Below are 17,120 nucleotides of genomic sequence, written 5' to 3' on the forward strand. Positions count from 1 at the left end.
GTTTCACCAATATTGTGAGGAAAAGATTCTGAGAAACTAAGTATCTCAGAACCTAAAAAACTTAGAAACTTAAAAAAAACCTTTGCCCCTTTGAACCTCCTATTTAAACCTTTGAACCTTCCTTAAACAACTCATCCCTAAAATTCAACAACTCAGTAACATTAAATTTAAAGAAAATAAAATCTACAATACTTTTGAAGTATAAACTAACAAGTGTTTCAATCATCAAAAATAACTAATCTTTAAAACCAGAAATCATGACAAAATTAATCATAGCGATTACATTATTCATTTGCAACATTTTAACTGCTCAAACACAATTTGAACAAGGAATGGGTAAAGCATTTGGGCTTTGGAAAGAAGGAAAAAACACAGAGGCATCTGATTTATTCGAAAGAATTGCTGCCGCCGAGAAAGCAAGCTGGTTACCCAATTATTATGTAGCATTAGTAAATACAACATCAGCATTTAAAACGCAAGACAAAACACAAATAGACTTATTACTTACTAAAGCACAAAATGCATTAAATGTTGAACTAACAAAAGACTCTAATAATGCTGAACTCTATGTTTTGCAAGCTTTAATTTATACTGCTTGGGTTGTAGCTGATCCTATGACCAACGGAATGAAATATTCTGCTAAGACTATGGAAATGTATGATAAAGCAGAAGCATTGGCTCCTGAGAATCCTAGAGTTGTTTTTGGGAAAGCCGATTTTCAATTGGGTGGCGCAAAATGGACAGGAATTGACACCAAACCTTTGTGCGCACAAGTTGACAAAGCTATTAGTCTTTTTGCTACTTTTAAACCTGAAACTCCTTTTTCTCCAAAATGGGGTTTAGACAGAGCACTTGAAGTTCAAAAGACTTGCAAATAAATAATTAAAAACAAATAATCTCTAAAAAACAAATAATGCATTTAAAACCGCACATAATTAAAGCTTTATTTATTGGTGTAACAATTTTTATAGTATCCTTCTTAATCAAATTCATCTCATTTGGAACCGAAGTCTTTACTCCTTATTTATTTACTGCTTTTTTATATTGCATGCTATATAGCACTGTATTATACATCGTTAACGCATCATTATTTGCTTTTTTAGACAAGGTATTCAAAGCCAATCCTTATTCTTTAAAACGTATAATTATTGGCTTTATCAGTTCTTTTTTCTGTTCATTATTAGCCATATTTGTTCTCCGCATTTTTTTGAAAGTTATCATAGATAAACATTCAATAACTGAGTTTTTAGTTAATGAAGATTTAGCAAATTATATAGAGTCTTCTATTATTACTTTTATTGTATTAGTCGTTTTTCATGCCTTACACTTTTACAAAATATATAATGAGAACCGAGTTAAGGAACAAAAAATAATTGCCGGTACTGCTTCTGCAAAATTTGAAACTTTAAAAAACCAGATTGATCCACATTTTCTCTTTAATAGTTTAAATGTATTAAGCTCATTGATAGAAGAAAATCCAGAGAATGCTCAACGTTTTACAACCTCACTGTCGAAAATTTATCGTTACGTTTTAGAACAAAAAGACAAAGAACTTGTATCGGTAGAAGATGAATTAGCCTTTGCTAAAACATACATGAATTTATTAAAAATGCGCTTCGAGAATAGCTTGTTCTACGAATTACCTACTGAAGGTATTAATCCAGATGCAAAAGTAGTTCCCCTATCATTACAACTTTTACTAGAAAATACCGTAAAACATAATGTAGTAAGCGAACAAAAACCATTACATATTCGAATATTTATCGAAAAGGATTATTTAGTCATTCAAAATGATTTTCAGAAAAAGGAAGTTTTGCAAGACCGCCAAGGTGTAGGATTGCAAAATATAGTAAATCGTTATGGTATTATTACCAATAGAAAAGTGTTGATTGAACAAAATACAACAACATTTACTGTCAAAATACCTATTTTAACTAAACAAATTAGTTTCATGGAAACAACAACTGATTATAATGAAAACAATGCTTATTATAGAGCAAAAAAACGAGTTGAAGAACTTAAAGGTTTTTATGGAAATTTAATTTCTTATTGTTGTGTAATACCGTTTTTAGTTTTTATCAATTTAAAATTCTCTCCAGGATTTCAATGGTTTTGGTTCTCTGCTTTAGGATGGGGATTTGGATTAGCAATGCATGCTCTTAAAGTATTTGGATATAGCTCAAATTGGGAAGAAAGAAAAATTCAGGAAATCCTAAGAAAAGAAGAGAACAAACAAAATTGGAAATAATCATGGAGACAAATCGAAATGAACTTGACAAAAATGAGTTACGAGAACTGGCACGTAAAAAAGTAAAAAAAATTAAAGGGTTTTATCTGCATTTATTCTTTTACGCTCTCGGTCTTATAATTTACCTATTGAAAGTATATGCCGGAATACGATTTGATTTTTTCCCTTTAAAATACTTCAATAGTTTTGTAATGACAGTATGGACAATAGTATTTCTATCATTGACAGTTGATTTATTTCTTACTTATAGAATGTTTGGAAGAAATTGGGAAGAACAAAAATTGAATGCTATTCTAGAAAAAAAGCAGTCGATAAAAAATATAAAGACAGCAGATACATATCATAATAAATATGATGACTGTTATCTTGAAGCTAAAAAGACTGTAGAAAATATCAAAGGATTTTACGGCAACCTCATCTCTTATATTGTAGTAAACATTTTTTTACTCATCATTAACTTGGTTTATTCTCCTGAGCATTTATGGTTTTACTGGCCTTTAATGTGGTGGGGATTAGGAGTCGTAATTCATGGATTAAAAGTCTTTAGTGTCTTTCCTGTTTTTGCAAAAGACTGGCAGGAAAAAAAGATAAAAGAATTAATGGATAAGGAGAAATCTAGAAATGAGAAATGGCAATAATTTTTTAAATTAAATAAAATAAAATGGGACGATTTAGAAGACAGCTATTTGACAATTATAGCAATTATAATGAGAGCACAACAAATAACGAACGTTACAACATAGTTTACAGAAGAGTAAAAAGAATAAAAGGTTTCTACACACACTTAACCGTATATATTCTGGTAAACATATTTATTCTGATTCCTGACACAAACCAAGGAATCTTTGGGAATGAAGAATTCTGGAGATGGGAAAACTTCTCAACAACTCTATTTTGGGGAATTGGTCTTGCTATACATGCATTATCGGTATTTGGAAAAGATCTTTTTTTTAGTGTAAACTGGGAAGACAGAAAAATAAAAGAATACATGGAAAAAGAAGCCAACAAAAAATGGGAATAATTTATCACATTTGTAACTAAACAAAAAGATTAAAATTCATTTCCAATTAAATTTTTACTACTACTTTTAACCAACCAAAACTATTGCCAAACCAAAATGAAAACAATAATCATAGAAGACGAAAAACCAGCCGCTCGGTTATTACAACGCAAACTTGATAAAATAGAAGTTTCCGTAACTGTAATGCTTCACTCTGTTGTTGAAGCCATTGATTGGTTTTCTAAAAATGAACATCCTGATTTAATTTTTCTTGATATTCAATTATCTGACGGATTATCGTTTGAAATTTTTGAAAAAATAGATATTAAAAGTGCTGTGATTTTTACAACTGCTTATGATGAGTATGCCTTAAAAGCTTTTAAGCTCAACAGTATCGATTATCTCCTAAAACCAATAGACGAGGATGATTTAGATGTGGCAGTTACTAAATTTAAATCTCGTTTACCAAAAACAGAAAACATTACTCAAAACATTGAAATTGATTTTGCACAGATCAAAAAGATGCTTTCAAATCCACTTGAAAAAGTTTATAAAAAAAGATTCACCGTTAAAGTTGGACAACATTTAAAAGTTATTGGAACGGATGAGATAGAATGTTTTTTTAGCGAAAACAAAGGAACTTATTTACACACTTACGATAATCGAAATTACTTGATAGATACAACCTTAGAAATTTTAGAGCAAGAACTTGATCCAAAAGATTTTTATCGTGTGAGTCGAAAATTTATCGTTCCACTTCCTGCTATCAAAGAAATTGTATTGTACAGTAATTCTCGTTTAAAAATAATCTTACCTACTTATAAAGAGGATGAGGTAATTGTAAGTCGTGAGAAAGTTTCTGATTTTAAAAACTGGATTGGCTAATTATAATAGTTTTTTTTACCACTCCCGATAGCTATCGGGATAAAAGAATTAAATAGATTTTAAAACCTTGCGTATCCTTTTGTGAACTTTGCGGTTAATTTAAAGAAGGTACAGAGGTTCATAGCTACAAAGGTTCAAAGGGTAAAACTTTGCGAACATTGCGTAAAAATTTGCGCTCTTTGTGGTTAAATTACTATACTACAGGGTAAAAATACTTTCTAATTCCTATCATTACAAAGATCAAGACAGAGTAACCAATAAAAAAAGGAGCTATATACTCAATCCCATTCATTGCTAACATGAGTGCAATAAGCAATAACTGAAACCCTAAACCGTATAAAGAAACGAAAGTCATAAACCAGTTCGGAAATGTTTTAACCTTATATGCATCACTATCAAGTGTGTGGATTATTTTATCAAAAAGACCATACACAATTGTATAAACTTGATGCAAAAAAATAACTGATTTTTGGTTTTCTCCTGGTAAAGCTTTAGGAATTTTATCTTCAAAAATCTTACTGGTTCTATCTCCTCCTACTGATTTATTTCGCAGAATCACATAGTAATAATTGTATAATGTCCCTTGCAGTTGTATACACAAAAAAGCAAGAATTGTAATAGGCAGAGTCGTTTTAGAAACGTAACAGATACTTATTAAAAACCAGAAATTCAAAATAATATCAAATATGCTATCGAGATATCTTCCTGTATAAGATGGTGTGTTTTTTATACGTGCCAATTCTCCATCAGCAGCATCAATAATAGATTTTAATATTATAAAAAAACCTGCCCAATAAAAATACTTTTCCAGAATACAATAAATCGCAATCAACCCCGAAATTCCAAAAAGCAATGTTACATCAATAGGTGTAAATCGTGTGTTTTGTAACTTTTTTGCAAAAAACCTCCCTAAAGGTCTTCCATAATCTGATAAATCATAAAATTTATCTTGTGCTGCAAGTTTAGACATCTATGTTTTTATAAACAAAAGAGTTGCGACAATATAGTCAGTTGTAATTTACGAATAAAATTAATACTTATTTACTCAATCTGTGCAATGTATATGTCATTGCACTTAAAAGGAAAAACGCCATAATTTGGTGAATTAAACCTAATGCAAGTGGCACATGATATAAAAGTGTAAAAACACCTAAAATAAACTGCAAAAACACAAAAACAACTAATATTTTAATTCCTGTAGATTGCGTCTTATTAAGAGCAAATTGTGTGCTTTTAAAGTATAAGAAAAGAATTATAGCCACAACAACATAAGCAAATGTTCTATGTACAAACTGTACACCACTTTTACCTTCTATCAAATTTTTGATAAGTGTAGGTTGCTCAATGAAAACAGAGTCATGAATAAATTCTCCATCGCTCATTAATGGCCAATGATTGTGAATTAATCCAGCATTCAACCCAGCTACAAATCCTCCATAAATTATTTGTATCAAAAGAAAAACTAAAGCTATCCTAGCAATATTACGAAGAGTGACATTAATGGTAATTTTATTTCTTTCAGGATAAATTAAATCCAGCGCCACCCATAATGTGTAGGCAAAAGTTACAAAAGCAAAAGTTAAATGCAGTGAAAGTCTAAAATGACTTACATCTGGATTATCAATTAAGCCGCTTCGTACCATAAACCATCCCAAGAAACCTTGGAAACCACCCATTGCCAGAAGAACAATACATTTTTTTATTGTAGAACTGTCTAATTTTTTCTTGATTAAAAAATAAATAAAAGGAATAAAGAAAACCAGTCCAATGATACGTCCGATAAAACGGTGAAACCATTCCCAGAAATAAATCATTTTATAATCTGAAAGCTGAAAATCATTATGAATATTTATCTTTTGATATTCTGGAAACTTTTTATATTGCTCAAAAGCCTCATTCCACTTTGCCTCACTCATAGGCGGAAAAGTATCTGTTACCAAGTGCCAATCGGTCATTGATAATCCTGAGTTTGTTAATCGGGTAATCCCCCCTACAACAACCATTAAAAACAATAAAAAACATCCTGACAAAAGCCAAATGATTACTGATTTATTTTCTCTTTTCATTTTTTTCTTTGAGATGCAAAATTGCAAAGCTGCAAAGTTACAGAGTCTCCTATTTTGGGTTAATAAATGAACTTTTTATATTTAAGTTCTCTAATATATTTTAATTAAAGTTCTAAGGTTTTAAAACACTAAATTCTTTGTTTTTTTTTTACAAAAACTTAATGCTGTGCGCCTTTGAATCTTTATTCCTTTGCAACTTTAACCAATCCAAGCTTTTCTCCTTTTTTCAGCATAAATTCATATGCTGCTTCGTATTCATTTGGAATTTCACCTTCTAGAATAGCTTCTTTTATGGCTTCTTTTAGCATTCCAATTTCTTTAGAGGGCTTTAAATTATAGATTTCCATAATCTCTTCTCCAGAAATTGGTGGTTGAAATTTGCGAACATGATCGCGTTCTTCAACCTCAACAATTTTCCTTCGTACAACTTCAAAGTTTTTATGGTATTTCTTGAATTTACCAGGATTTTTAGTTGTTATATCAGCTTCACATAAAGTCATTAAATTCTCTACATCTTCACCAGCATCAAAAACTAAACGACGCACTGCACTATCTGTCACAATATCTTGTGATAATACAATTGGTCGCGAACTCATGATAACCATTTTTTGCACAAATTTCATTTTGTTATTCAATGGCATATGCAAACGCTCAAATATCTTTTTGACCATTTTACCACCTAAAAACTCATGCCCATGAAACGTCCAGCCTTGTTTTTTGTTAAAACGTTTCGTTGGTGCTTTTCCAATATCATGTAATAAAGCTGACCAACGCAACCAAACATCATCAGTATTTGGACAAATATTATCGACAACCTCAAGTGAATGATAAAAGTTATTTTTATGTGTGTGCCCTTCTATTTCCTCTACCTGATTCAAAGCTGTTAATTCAGGTAAAATAATATCAAGAAGTCCTGTTTGGAATAATAGTAAAAATCCAATTGAAGGTTTATCTGTAGAAAGGATTTTATTTAATTCATCGACAATTCGCTCACCCGAAATGATCTTGATTCGCTCAGCATTTTTAGTAATTGATTTCAATGAATTTTCTTCAATTTCAAATCCAAGCTGATTTGCAAATCGAATAGCTCTCAACATACGTAAGGGATCATCAGAAAAAGTAATGTCTGGATCCAGAGGAGTTTTGATAATTTTATTTTCTAAATCGGTTAATCCATCAAAAGGATCTGATAAATCTCCGAAAGTATCTTTATTCAAAGATAATGCTAATGCATTTATAGTCAAATCACGACGGTTTTGGTCGTCCTGAAGCGTCCCATTCTCTACAACAGGATTACGGCTTTCAAAATGATAGGATTCTTTTCGTGCACCAACAAATTCAATTTCAGTATCTTCAAAACGTAACATTGCTGTTCCATATGTTTTAAAAACCTGTACTTTTGGCTGTTTAGGTAATAATTCTGAAACTTTTAATGCCAATTCTATTCCACTTCCTACAGCAACTATATCAATGTCTTTTTTGGAATCCCGATTTAAAAGCAAGTCTCTTACAAACCCTCCAATTACGTAACTTTCTACATTAAGTTCTTGAGAAGCTTGCGAAATAATTTCGAAGATTTTATTTTGAAGAGCCCCTTTATAATTTATTTTTTTAGCCACGAATTCTCTAATTTTTATAAAATAACAGTAAAATAATATATAGATAATTTTACCATGCGCAAATTTACAACATACTATACGCCTTTTATAATCTAAAGCACACTTTTTTTGTTTTTTAGCATTTCCAGCTATATAATTTCATTAAAAAGTAATTTTTATAAAAAAAACAGATATAAATAAAATTGTTTCTACCTGTTTTATATTCATTGATATAATAGATCTATATTAGTATCAAACAAATCAATCTATATCCGTTATTTTTTTGATTTCTATTTGTACTTTTGAGACTGTACAAAAAAGTAGAAAATGAAAATTGTTATATCGCCTGCAAAGTCTTTAAATTTCGAAAAAGAATTACCAACTTCTCAATATACTGAAGCTAGCTTACTAAAAGAAGCCAGACAAGTTCATAAAGTTTTAAAACAAAAAAATCCTTCCGAATTATCTGAATTAATGCATATTTCAGATAAATTGGCTCAACTAAACTGGGAACGTAATCAGGAATGGAAAACTCCTTTTACTCCCGAAAATGCCCGTCCGGCAATATTTACTTTTGATGGTGATGTATATACTGGCTTAGATGCTTATACAATTCCTGTAGAAAAACTAGATGTTCTACAAGATAAACTACGCATATTATCTGGCTTATATGGCATTTTAAAACCATTGGATTTAATTCAGGCTTACCGACTAGAAATGGGAACTAAATTACCCATTGGTGAAGCAAAAAACCTATATGAATATTGGAAAGAAACTGTTACAAAAACATTAAACAAAGAACTCAAAAAAGATGAGTTGTTTGTAAATCTTGCGAGTAATGAGTATTTCTCGGCTGTAGATGTTAAGGCATTAAAAGTTCCTGTAATCACTCCCGACTTTAAAGATTATAAAGATGGAAAGCTTAAAATAATTAGTTTCTTCGCCAAGAAAGCAAGAGGAATGATGGTGCGCTACATTATAGATACTGATGCCGAAACTATTGATGATTTAAAAGGTTTTAACTATGAAGGATATCATTTTGATGCAAATCTTTCAAAAGGCAATCATTTGGTTTTTACACGATAAAATAAAGCCTATTATAAAACAAAAACCGTCTCTTTCTTTATAGAATCAGACGGTTTTTATTTATATAAATCTAAAATTATTATTTAGCTATCCATGTATTATTACTTGGTGTTGCATCTACAAATATCCCTCCATCGACAGTAATCGATTTGATTTTTTTAGCGGCATTAAAAGTAACTTTAGCATTTTTTTGGTTAGTTTCCCATATTGCAGGTGTTTGGTGAAATGACTCTTTTGTATTGTCTGTATAAACAACATTTACATCAAAAGGAATTGCAAATCCGCCTTTATTATTAATCGTTACAATAGTTTTCTTGGCTTTAGTATCTACTTTATCTAAAACAATATCAATATAGTTATTCGTAAAAAACCAATTATTAAAAAACCAGTTCAGGTTTTTCCCAGACGCACTATTAAATGAATTAAAATAATCCCACGGAATTGGATGTTTACCGTTCCAATTATCCATATAAGCATGCAATGATTTTTTGAAAAGATCGTCACCAAGTAAATCTTTTAAAGCCAAATAAGACAATGATGATTTACTATAGGAATTATTGCTATATCCAGCACCTGAAACTTGTGTTGACATTGATATTATTGGCTGATCTTGTTCTGTAGATGGATCATTGATGTATTTATTTACTCTGAATTTTTTATAAAACTCATCTGCAGCTTCTTTGCCTCGTTGCGATATACCAATTAAATATTCGAATGTAGTAGCCCAGCCTTCATCCATAAATGCATAACGTGTTTCGTTTGTTCCCATATAAAAAGGGAAATAAGAATGTGCTACTTCATGATCCTGAACCAATTGTGCAAAAACGGGATCTCCCATTTGAGAATCGTTGCACATCATTGGGTATTCCATATCGGCAAAACCCTGAAAAGCAGTCATTTTAGAAAATGGATAAGGGATTCCTGGCCAATTATTAGAAAACCAATCTAATGCATATCTGTTATTTTTTACAGAAACAACAAAATCAGTTCCTTTTATATCATAAGCGGCCTGAACACTTGCACGGCGATTTGTTTTATTATCTACAACAACACTACTTGCATCCCATAAATAATGATCACTTAATCCAAAACAAACATCTGAAATGTTTTTAGCTTCAAATTTCCAAATATTCCAATCGTTCTGCTTAGTAACGATACCACTTGTCATTTCTTGCTCATTTGCTATATGCAAAATAGCATCAGTAATATATGATTGCTTTAATCGTGCTGAAAATTCTGGTTGTAAAACCTCATCTGGGTTCAATAAATCTCCTGTTCCATAAACCACATAATTTTTAGGTGCCTTTACAGAATATACATAATCATTGAAATCATTATAAAACTCTTGGCGGTCTGTATGTGGCAACATATCCCATCCGTTATAATCATCTAAAACTGTAACACGTGGATAACTATAAGCTACAAAGAATGTTGTGTTATCTATTTGTCCTTCTCTTCCACTTTCTTTAGATAATGGATAATACCAATCAATGTTAATTGTGATTTTAGAATGTGGAAGCATTGCTTTATTCATTTTTACACGCCCTATTGTTTCCCAACTTCTACCATCTTCTTTATAACTTTCTCCTTCAATTTTTAAAGATGTAATCGTTAATCCATCGCTCAAAAAATCATCACTAACATTTCCTCCTCTTGGTGAAGAGGGCTTATGAAGATTATTTACAAATCGAATTGGTAAATATCTTAACGTATCGTTACTATTGTTTTCATAAATAATAGTTTCTGTTCCGCTTACAATTTTAGTATCTGGATTAACAGTCAAATCTATCGTGTATTTACCATGATTCTGCCAATAGTTTTTCCCAGGTTTCCCATCCATAGACCGGGTTCCCTTTGCATAGGCTTCTTTTATATTTCTTGGCATATATAATTCTTGAGCAAAACTATATTGCGCTATGCATAGAGATGCAAATAATAACAATTGAGATATTTTTCTTTTCATAATTGGTAATTGGTTTTAATAATTATAAATCGCATTCTTAATATTAGTTCTGAATGTGATTACATTGTTACAACTATTCATCAAATTTATCCTCTTATTTTATATTTCTATCCAAATGAACAACTTGATCACACAAACAGAATCACTTACTAAATTAAACAAAAAAAACCGCCTTATTCCCAAAAGGGTCAAGACGGCTTTTAAACATTAAAAAATAGCTACTACAAGATATAATCGGTATTTATAAAATTCGATTCTTTACTATTTAATAATTCTTGCAAAATGGCATTATTGTAATCATTATCTTTTGATGCTACGAAGGTTCTAATAGAGAACGAACGCAGTGCATCGTGAATACTTAAGGTTCCTACAGCCGAATCTTTACGACCTGTAAACGGAAAAACATCTGGTCCTCTTTGGCAAGAACTATTCAGGTTTACTCTGCATACTAAATTTACCAATGTATCAATAAGTGGTGCAATCGTTTTGATGTCTTTACCAAACAAACTTACTTGTTGTCCATAATTAGACTCAGCCATATCGTTTAAAGGTTCTTGAATATCCTTAAAAGTTAAGATTGGTACAACTGGTCCAAATTGTTCTTCGTGATATACACGCATTTTTTTATTTATAGGAAATAAAACAGCAGGGAATATATAATTCTCTGTATGCAATCCTCCTTTTTCATTAATTATTTTTGCTCCCTTATGTGTTGCGTCATGAATTAATTCCTGTATATAATGTGGTTTTTCTGGCTCTGGAAGTGGCGTCAGTGAAACCGATTTATCCCACGGATTCCCAAAAACCAAAGCATCTACTTTTGCTGCAAAGCGTTTATTAAATTCTTCAGCTATAGATTCGTGTACATATAAAATCTTCAAGGCTGTACAACGTTGTCCGTTAAACGACAATGTTCCTGTTATACATTCCTGAATTGCCAAATCTAAATCGGCATCAGGTAAAATTATCGCAGGATTTTTGGCTTCTAGTCCTAATACTAAACGTAGTCTGTTTTTATTCGGATGTTGATCCTGCAATGCAATAGCCGATTTACTATTTCCGATTAAAGCCAGAATATCAACTTTACCAGATTTCATAATTGGTGATGCCACCTCTCTGCCCCTACCATATACAATATTGATTACTCCTTTTGGGAAACTGCTTCTAAAAGCTTCTAATAAAGGTGACAACAATAAAACACCATGCTTTGCTGGTTTAAAGATTACAGGATTCCCCATAATCAATGCCGGAATAAGTAATGAGAATGTTTCATTTAATGGGTAATTATAAGGTCCAAGACACAATACAACTCCTAATGGTCCTCTTCGCACCATGGCATTTATACCTTGTACTTTAGAGAAACTTGCTCCACGTGTATTTAACTCTTTATAACTTTCGATAGTATCGTAAATATACTCTACCGTTCTATCAAATTCTTTCTCAGAATCTCCTAATGATTTTCCGATTTCCCACATCAATAGTTTCACAACTTCGGCACGGGTAGTTTTCATTTGAGAAACAAAATTCTCCATGCATTTTATTCGATCCACAACTTTCATTGTAGGCCATAAACCTTGTCCTTTGTTGTAAGCTTCAGTTGCTGACTCAACAACTTCCATAGCTTCGTGTTCTCCCATAAAAGGAATAGATCCCAATAAGGTTGGTGTATATTTTTCTGTAGAAGAAATTGTAGAAAATACAGGTGTGGTTTGCCCTTTCCATTTTTTTAATTCTCCATTTACAAGATAGGTATCCTGTACCAATGGAGTATTTATTTGGTATTCCTCTGGTATAAAATTCATTATTTGGTTATTTTAGTTTTTGGTTATTAGTTTTTATAAAACAAAAAAGAGGCACGCGCCTCTTTTTTGTTTATGGTGTTACAGTATCTCCTTCCCAGGCCAGTATCCCTCCTAATAAATTGTAGGCGTTATCAAACCCCATTTCATTCATTATTTGACATGCTTTAGCACTTCTGGCTCCAGAACGGCAATACACATAATAGTTTTTATTTTTATCTAATTCTTCTAGCTCATATATAAAAGCCTGTCCTTTATTGATATCAATATTAAGAGCATTCTCTATATAGCCATCATTATATTCGTCTTCAGTTCTTACATCAAGTATAACTGCATTTTCGTCAGCTTCAAATTGAGCTACCCAATCTTCTTGTGATAAATTCATGATATCGTATTTTTAGGTAAAATTACAACGTTTTTAGCAAACAATAAACCCTGTATTTGCAAATTATATTATAATTCATAGAAAACGTTTTAGCAAACATATAATAATCAATGAATTCTAGCTTCTACAAATTATTTTCAAAAATATAGTCTACAAAACCCATAGAAAATAGGATATTATTATTTGCAAAAATTGGCTGTTAAACATAATCTTCATCTAATTAATACCATAATAATCGGCTATATTTGTAATAAATTATAGTTTTAAAAGTCAATTTCATAAAAAAATACAAATCAAGTTTCATAAATCAAAACAAATTAATTAGTGAAATTTGTGGCAAAAAAAATAAAATCTCAATATATAGAGTTTTTAAAATTTCACTATTAAGAGGTTAAGCTTTATTAAGCAGTAGTCTTAATTTTTCTTAATATCTTAATGGTAAAAACTCTTCTTAGTGTTTAAAAAATCAACTCATGCAAAACCCTTTAAAAAATATTTTTCCAAATTTCTCTAATGAATTAATTTCTGCTATCGAAAGCAATGCTACTATGCAGGATTCAGAAGCTGGAACAATTTTAATGCGAACTGGACAATACATAAAAAATACCGTTTTAATAACTAAAGGCAAAATCAAAATATATCGTGAAGGCGAAGATGGCGGTGAGTTTTTTATGTACTACTTACAACCAGGTCAAGCTTGTGCTATATCTATGATTTGTGCTACCAAAAGCGAAAAAAGTCAAATTATGGCTAAAGTAGTCGAAGATGTTTCAGTAGTCATGATTCCACTAAACTTAATGGATAAATGGATGATGGAACACAGAAGCTGGTACGAGTTTGTAATAGAAACATACAGAAACCGATTTGAAGAAGTTCTAGAAGTTGTAGATAGTATCGCTTTTCGATCTATGGATGAACGCTTAGAATTTTATCTCAAGCGCCATAAAGATTCTTGTGGCTGTAACGAATTAAAAGCATCTCATCAGGAAATTGCTACTGAACTAAATACATCAAGAGAAGTAATCTCACGCTTATTAAAAAAAATGGAACAACGCGGTTTGGTAAAACTGAACCGAAACCAAATTGAACTTTTGAAATAAGTTTATTTGCCACAGATTAAAAGATTTTTAATGATTATTTTTTTAGCAAAAATGGGCTCGCTAAATCTAAATTAACGCAATTGAAAGCTAGAGTAGATTCAAATAAAAAGAAGTTTTACGTCTTTGCTCCATCTCTTGCAAAATCAAACAACAAAAATCCTTTTAATCTGTGAAATCTGTGGCTAAATAATAAAACTTCTTATGTGATAAATGTTACTGTGCCTTACATTTTAAGAAACAACCTTTGTATCAAAACAAACATCAATGGAATATTTAGGTTATTTTGCTTCAATTATCATAGGAATATCATTAGGCTTAATTGGCGGTGGAGGATCTATACTTACTATTCCAATTTTAGTTTATTTGTTCAAGATAAATCCAGGGCAAGCAACTACCTATTCTTTATTTATTGTTGGTTTAACAGCTTTATTTGGGAGTTACAGCCATTATAAAATGGGAAATCTCAAACTAAAATCGGCACTTTATTTTGCTATCCCATCCGTTATTTCCATATTGATTATACGAGAAGTAATCTTCCCTCATATCGCAGCAACATTATTTTCTATTGCTTCCTATACTGTTTCTAAGGATTTTTTAATCATGTTGATTTTTTCCATATTAATGATAACAGCAGCCATCTCGATGATCCGAAAAAACAAACCCGAATTAAAAACGACTACAACAAATTATACCCAACTAAGTATAATCGGATTTATAGTTGGAATTGTAACTGGTTTTCTGGGTGCTGGTGGAGGCTTTTTAATCATTCCTGCCTTAATATTCTTTGCTAATCTACCGATGAAGCAAGCCGTAGGAACTTCACTTCTTATTATTTTCATAAATTCTTCTATTGGTTTTGGAGGAGATTTATATATCGGAACTCCCGTAGATTATACCTTCCTATTAGAAATTTCTGGTATTGCACTTTTAGGGATGCTCATAGGAACACAACTTTCCAAAAGAATTGATGGTGCTAAATTGAAACCAATCTTTGGTTGGTTTGTACTTGTAATGGGATTTTATATTATTACTAAAGAAGTCTTCTTTTAAGAATTAGCTCCAAGTCGATAGTTTTTTTTAGTTTTACTTGTTGAGTAGTCTTTGTCAAAGTTTTAAACTTTGACAAAGATGAAAAACGCCCTTTTTTAGGCCTATATTTAGAAATGCGTATTAAAAAAATCGTTGAATAAAAGTAAGGTTAAGGAAACTTTTTTCAGTACATTTAACTTGATACTGATATTACGAATCAACCTTATGGCTAAAACAATCACACAATTCGAAGAAAGTTTATTTACAGAAGATGATGGAAGTAAATTCTCTAAAATAAAAGACAAACTAATAAAAAGCTTCTCTTCTACAGATAGAGAGAAAGTTATCGAAATTTTCATCCAATATTCTAAAAATGGCAAAATGCTACATTGGAGGAATTTCTTACTGACTGATATTATTGACCTTATAAAAAAAGACGAAACAAATTATATTGACTTCTTTGAATTTACAATTACAAAACCCGAACTCACTTATTGGGGAATCGATGGACTTATAAAAACAAAAGGAGCAAAAGCATATGAACCGCTCATTGAATTAGCTCAAAACGAAAGCTTACCAACTGAAGTTCGCGCAAAAGCCATCAAAAGTATTGCAATTCATAGTAACCAGCCATTTGACCGTGATCTACCAAAAGACCCTGGTTATTGGAAAATTGAAGATTTTAGAATCAATGAATTATTAGATTGGCAAAATAGAGAATACAAACAAGGGGCTGGTTATAGCAAACCGAAGATTCATCCGACGTTAAAAAATCCGAAAACAGAGTTAGAAAAAGCAGTTTCTAAACTAGATGCCAAATTAGAAATAGAAAGAAGTAAGCAACAAGATTTATCAAATCCTTCAGATTGGCTTGCTATTGCTGACGAAAGCAGAATTGCTGCCATAGAACAAAAATGGAAACTACCCGAAAATTATCTGTTATTTCTTAAAAACTATTCTCCAATCAACGTGTTTATTGACGATGAAAAATTCTTTCAAGGATTGAATTTATATGGCGCAGATGATTTAATCAAATCTCAAAATGGCTATTCATTTAACTCAATGACATCTGAAATTCTTAGTGATTGGCCACCCAATTATATTGTAATTGCCGATGCTGGCGCTGACCCATATTGCATTGACATCGCAGCTATCACAAACAACGATGCGCCAATTTACACAAGTATGCATGGAAATGGAGAATGGGAATTCGAAAAATACACCGATTCATTTGTTGATTTTTTAAAAGACATCGTAGAATAATGTCTTCAATCTTTGTCAAAGTAAAAAGAATCAAGGGTGTGGAGCTTTGATAAAACTCACAGTTTTTTTCTTAAAATTGTCAAGCCACTCGTGGGGATTTCTCCTTCGTCGAAATGATAAGTTTGGGATTATTTTGCGTAAAACCAAAGTTCCTTACAGTCTTGGTAAAAAGAATTCTGACAAAGATGAAAACTAAAAAATCAAGTAGTATCTTATCAAAAACAACCTGTTTTTTACCAAAAACTATTTTGTGAAAGAATTTTTAAATACCTTTGAATTATGAGCATAGCAACAAAACCAAATCATATAGGGCGAAAAATTAGCCGTATTCGTGAACTAAAAGACATGAAACAAGAAGCTTTAGCACAAGCTTTAGGAACAAATCAGCAGGCTATATCGGCTATAGAGAATAGCGAAACCATAGACGAAGAAAAACTTAGAGAAGTTGCAAAAGCTCTTGGTGTAAGTGTAGAAGCTATCAAAAACTTTTCGGAAGAAAATGTCATTAATTATTTCAATAATTTTTATGACAATAGTAGTGGCGGAAATGGAATATTTAACCCTACTCAATGCACATTCAATCCTTTGGATAAACTGGTTGAATCTTACGATGAAAACAAAAAACTTTACGAACGTTTGTTACAAGCTGAAAAAGATAAAATTGAATATTTAGAAAAATTACTAAAAGAGAAATAATC

16 protein-coding genes are annotated in these 17,120 nt (G+C 31.2%); 10 read left to right on the forward strand and 6 right to left on the reverse strand.

The window, feature by feature from the left end:
- Nucleotides 1-257 precede the first annotated feature (257 nt).
- From EAG11_RS12075 to EAG11_RS12095, 5 genes are all read left to right on the forward strand, one after another.
- The gene (locus EAG11_RS12075; RefSeq protein ID WP_129539400.1) at nucleotides 258-878 is read left to right on the forward strand and encodes a hypothetical protein; all 621 of its coding nucleotides are present in this window, start codon (nucleotides 258-260) and stop codon (nucleotides 876-878) included.
- A gap of 35 nt (nucleotides 879-913) precedes the next feature.
- Complete coding sequence (locus EAG11_RS12080; RefSeq protein WP_129539401.1) at nucleotides 914-2,248, forward strand: 2TM domain-containing protein; 1,335 nt, start codon at nucleotides 914-916, stop codon at nucleotides 2,246-2,248.
- A 2-nt stretch (nucleotides 2,249-2,250) separates the two neighbouring features.
- The gene (locus tag EAG11_RS22850; protein WP_371414584.1) at nucleotides 2,251-2,886 is read left to right on the forward strand and encodes a 2TM domain-containing protein; all 636 of its coding nucleotides are present in this window, start codon (nucleotides 2,251-2,253) and stop codon (nucleotides 2,884-2,886) included.
- A 23-nt stretch (nucleotides 2,887-2,909) separates the two neighbouring features.
- Nucleotides 2,910-3,269: a 2TM domain-containing protein gene (locus tag EAG11_RS12090; protein ID WP_129539402.1), complete on the forward strand. Its 360-nt coding sequence runs from the start codon at nucleotides 2,910-2,912 to the stop codon at nucleotides 3,267-3,269.
- Nucleotides 3,270-3,365: 96 nt separating this feature from the next.
- Nucleotides 3,366-4,133 carry a LytTR family DNA-binding domain-containing protein gene (locus EAG11_RS12095; protein ID WP_129539403.1) on the forward strand — a complete coding sequence of 256 codons (768 nt, stop codon included), beginning with the start codon at nucleotides 3,366-3,368 and terminating at the stop codon, nucleotides 4,131-4,133.
- Between the two features lie 193 nt (nucleotides 4,134-4,326).
- Here EAG11_RS12095 and EAG11_RS12100 read toward each other — a convergent pair whose 3' ends face one another.
- The 3 genes from EAG11_RS12100 to EAG11_RS12110 form a co-directional block, all read right to left on the reverse strand.
- The gene (locus EAG11_RS12100; protein ID WP_129539404.1) at nucleotides 4,327-5,103 is read right to left on the reverse strand and encodes a CDP-alcohol phosphatidyltransferase family protein; all 777 of its coding nucleotides are present in this window, start codon (nucleotides 5,101-5,103) and stop codon (nucleotides 4,327-4,329) included.
- 67 nt (nucleotides 5,104-5,170) lie between these two features.
- On the reverse strand, nucleotides 5,171-6,199 hold the full coding sequence (locus EAG11_RS12105; protein WP_129539405.1) for a COX15/CtaA family protein: 1,029 nt from the start codon (nucleotides 6,197-6,199) through the stop codon (nucleotides 5,171-5,173).
- A gap of 182 nt (nucleotides 6,200-6,381) precedes the next feature.
- The gene (locus EAG11_RS12110) at nucleotides 6,382-7,806 is read right to left on the reverse strand and encodes a CCA tRNA nucleotidyltransferase (protein ID WP_129541093.1); all 1,425 of its coding nucleotides are present in this window, start codon (nucleotides 7,804-7,806) and stop codon (nucleotides 6,382-6,384) included.
- A 318-nt stretch (nucleotides 7,807-8,124) separates the two neighbouring features.
- Here EAG11_RS12110 and yaaA point away from each other — a divergent pair, with 318 nt between their 5' ends.
- Nucleotides 8,125-8,883 carry a peroxide stress protein YaaA gene (yaaA, locus tag EAG11_RS12115; protein WP_129539406.1) on the forward strand — a complete coding sequence of 253 codons (759 nt, stop codon included), beginning with the start codon at nucleotides 8,125-8,127 and terminating at the stop codon, nucleotides 8,881-8,883.
- A gap of 79 nt (nucleotides 8,884-8,962) precedes the next feature.
- On the opposite strand, the gene EAG11_RS12120 is transcribed toward yaaA, so the two are convergent.
- The 3 genes from EAG11_RS12120 to EAG11_RS12130 all read right to left on the reverse strand — a co-directional run bounded on the left by EAG11_RS12120 (nucleotide 8,963) and on the right by EAG11_RS12130 (nucleotide 13,030).
- Nucleotides 8,963-10,846: a M1 family metallopeptidase gene (locus EAG11_RS12120; RefSeq protein WP_129539407.1), complete on the reverse strand. Its 1,884-nt coding sequence runs from the start codon at nucleotides 10,844-10,846 to the stop codon at nucleotides 8,963-8,965.
- A 221-nt stretch (nucleotides 10,847-11,067) separates the two neighbouring features.
- Nucleotides 11,068-12,648 carry an NADP-dependent glyceraldehyde-3-phosphate dehydrogenase gene (locus EAG11_RS12125; protein WP_129539408.1) on the reverse strand — a complete coding sequence of 527 codons (1,581 nt, stop codon included), beginning with the start codon at nucleotides 12,646-12,648 and terminating at the stop codon, nucleotides 11,068-11,070.
- Nucleotides 12,649-12,718: 70 nt separating this feature from the next.
- Nucleotides 12,719-13,030 carry a rhodanese-like domain-containing protein gene (locus EAG11_RS12130; RefSeq protein WP_129539409.1) on the reverse strand — a complete coding sequence of 104 codons (312 nt, stop codon included), beginning with the start codon at nucleotides 13,028-13,030 and terminating at the stop codon, nucleotides 12,719-12,721.
- 473 nt (nucleotides 13,031-13,503) lie between these two features.
- On the opposite strand from EAG11_RS12130, the gene EAG11_RS12135 reads away from it, so the two are divergent.
- The 4 genes from EAG11_RS12135 to EAG11_RS12150 all read left to right on the forward strand — a co-directional run bounded on the left by EAG11_RS12135 (nucleotide 13,504) and on the right by EAG11_RS12150 (nucleotide 17,118).
- Complete coding sequence (locus tag EAG11_RS12135; RefSeq protein WP_129539410.1) at nucleotides 13,504-14,130, forward strand: Crp/Fnr family transcriptional regulator; 627 nt, start codon at nucleotides 13,504-13,506, stop codon at nucleotides 14,128-14,130.
- 264 nt (nucleotides 14,131-14,394) lie between these two features.
- Nucleotides 14,395-15,180: a sulfite exporter TauE/SafE family protein gene (locus tag EAG11_RS12140; RefSeq protein WP_129539411.1), complete on the forward strand. Its 786-nt coding sequence runs from the start codon at nucleotides 14,395-14,397 to the stop codon at nucleotides 15,178-15,180.
- 204 nt (nucleotides 15,181-15,384) lie between these two features.
- On the forward strand, nucleotides 15,385-16,422 hold the full coding sequence (locus tag EAG11_RS12145) for an SMI1/KNR4 family protein (protein ID WP_129539412.1): 1,038 nt from the start codon (nucleotides 15,385-15,387) through the stop codon (nucleotides 16,420-16,422).
- Between the two features lie 279 nt (nucleotides 16,423-16,701).
- Nucleotides 16,702-17,118, forward strand: a complete 417-nt coding sequence (locus EAG11_RS12150; RefSeq protein WP_129539413.1) for a helix-turn-helix domain-containing protein — start codon at nucleotides 16,702-16,704, stop codon at nucleotides 17,116-17,118.
- The last annotated feature ends 2 nt before the right edge of the window (nucleotides 17,119-17,120 follow it).

It is taken from the genome of Flavobacterium sp. 140616W15, assembly GCF_003668995.1.
GTDB lineage: Bacteria > Bacteroidota > Bacteroidia > Flavobacteriales > Flavobacteriaceae > Flavobacterium.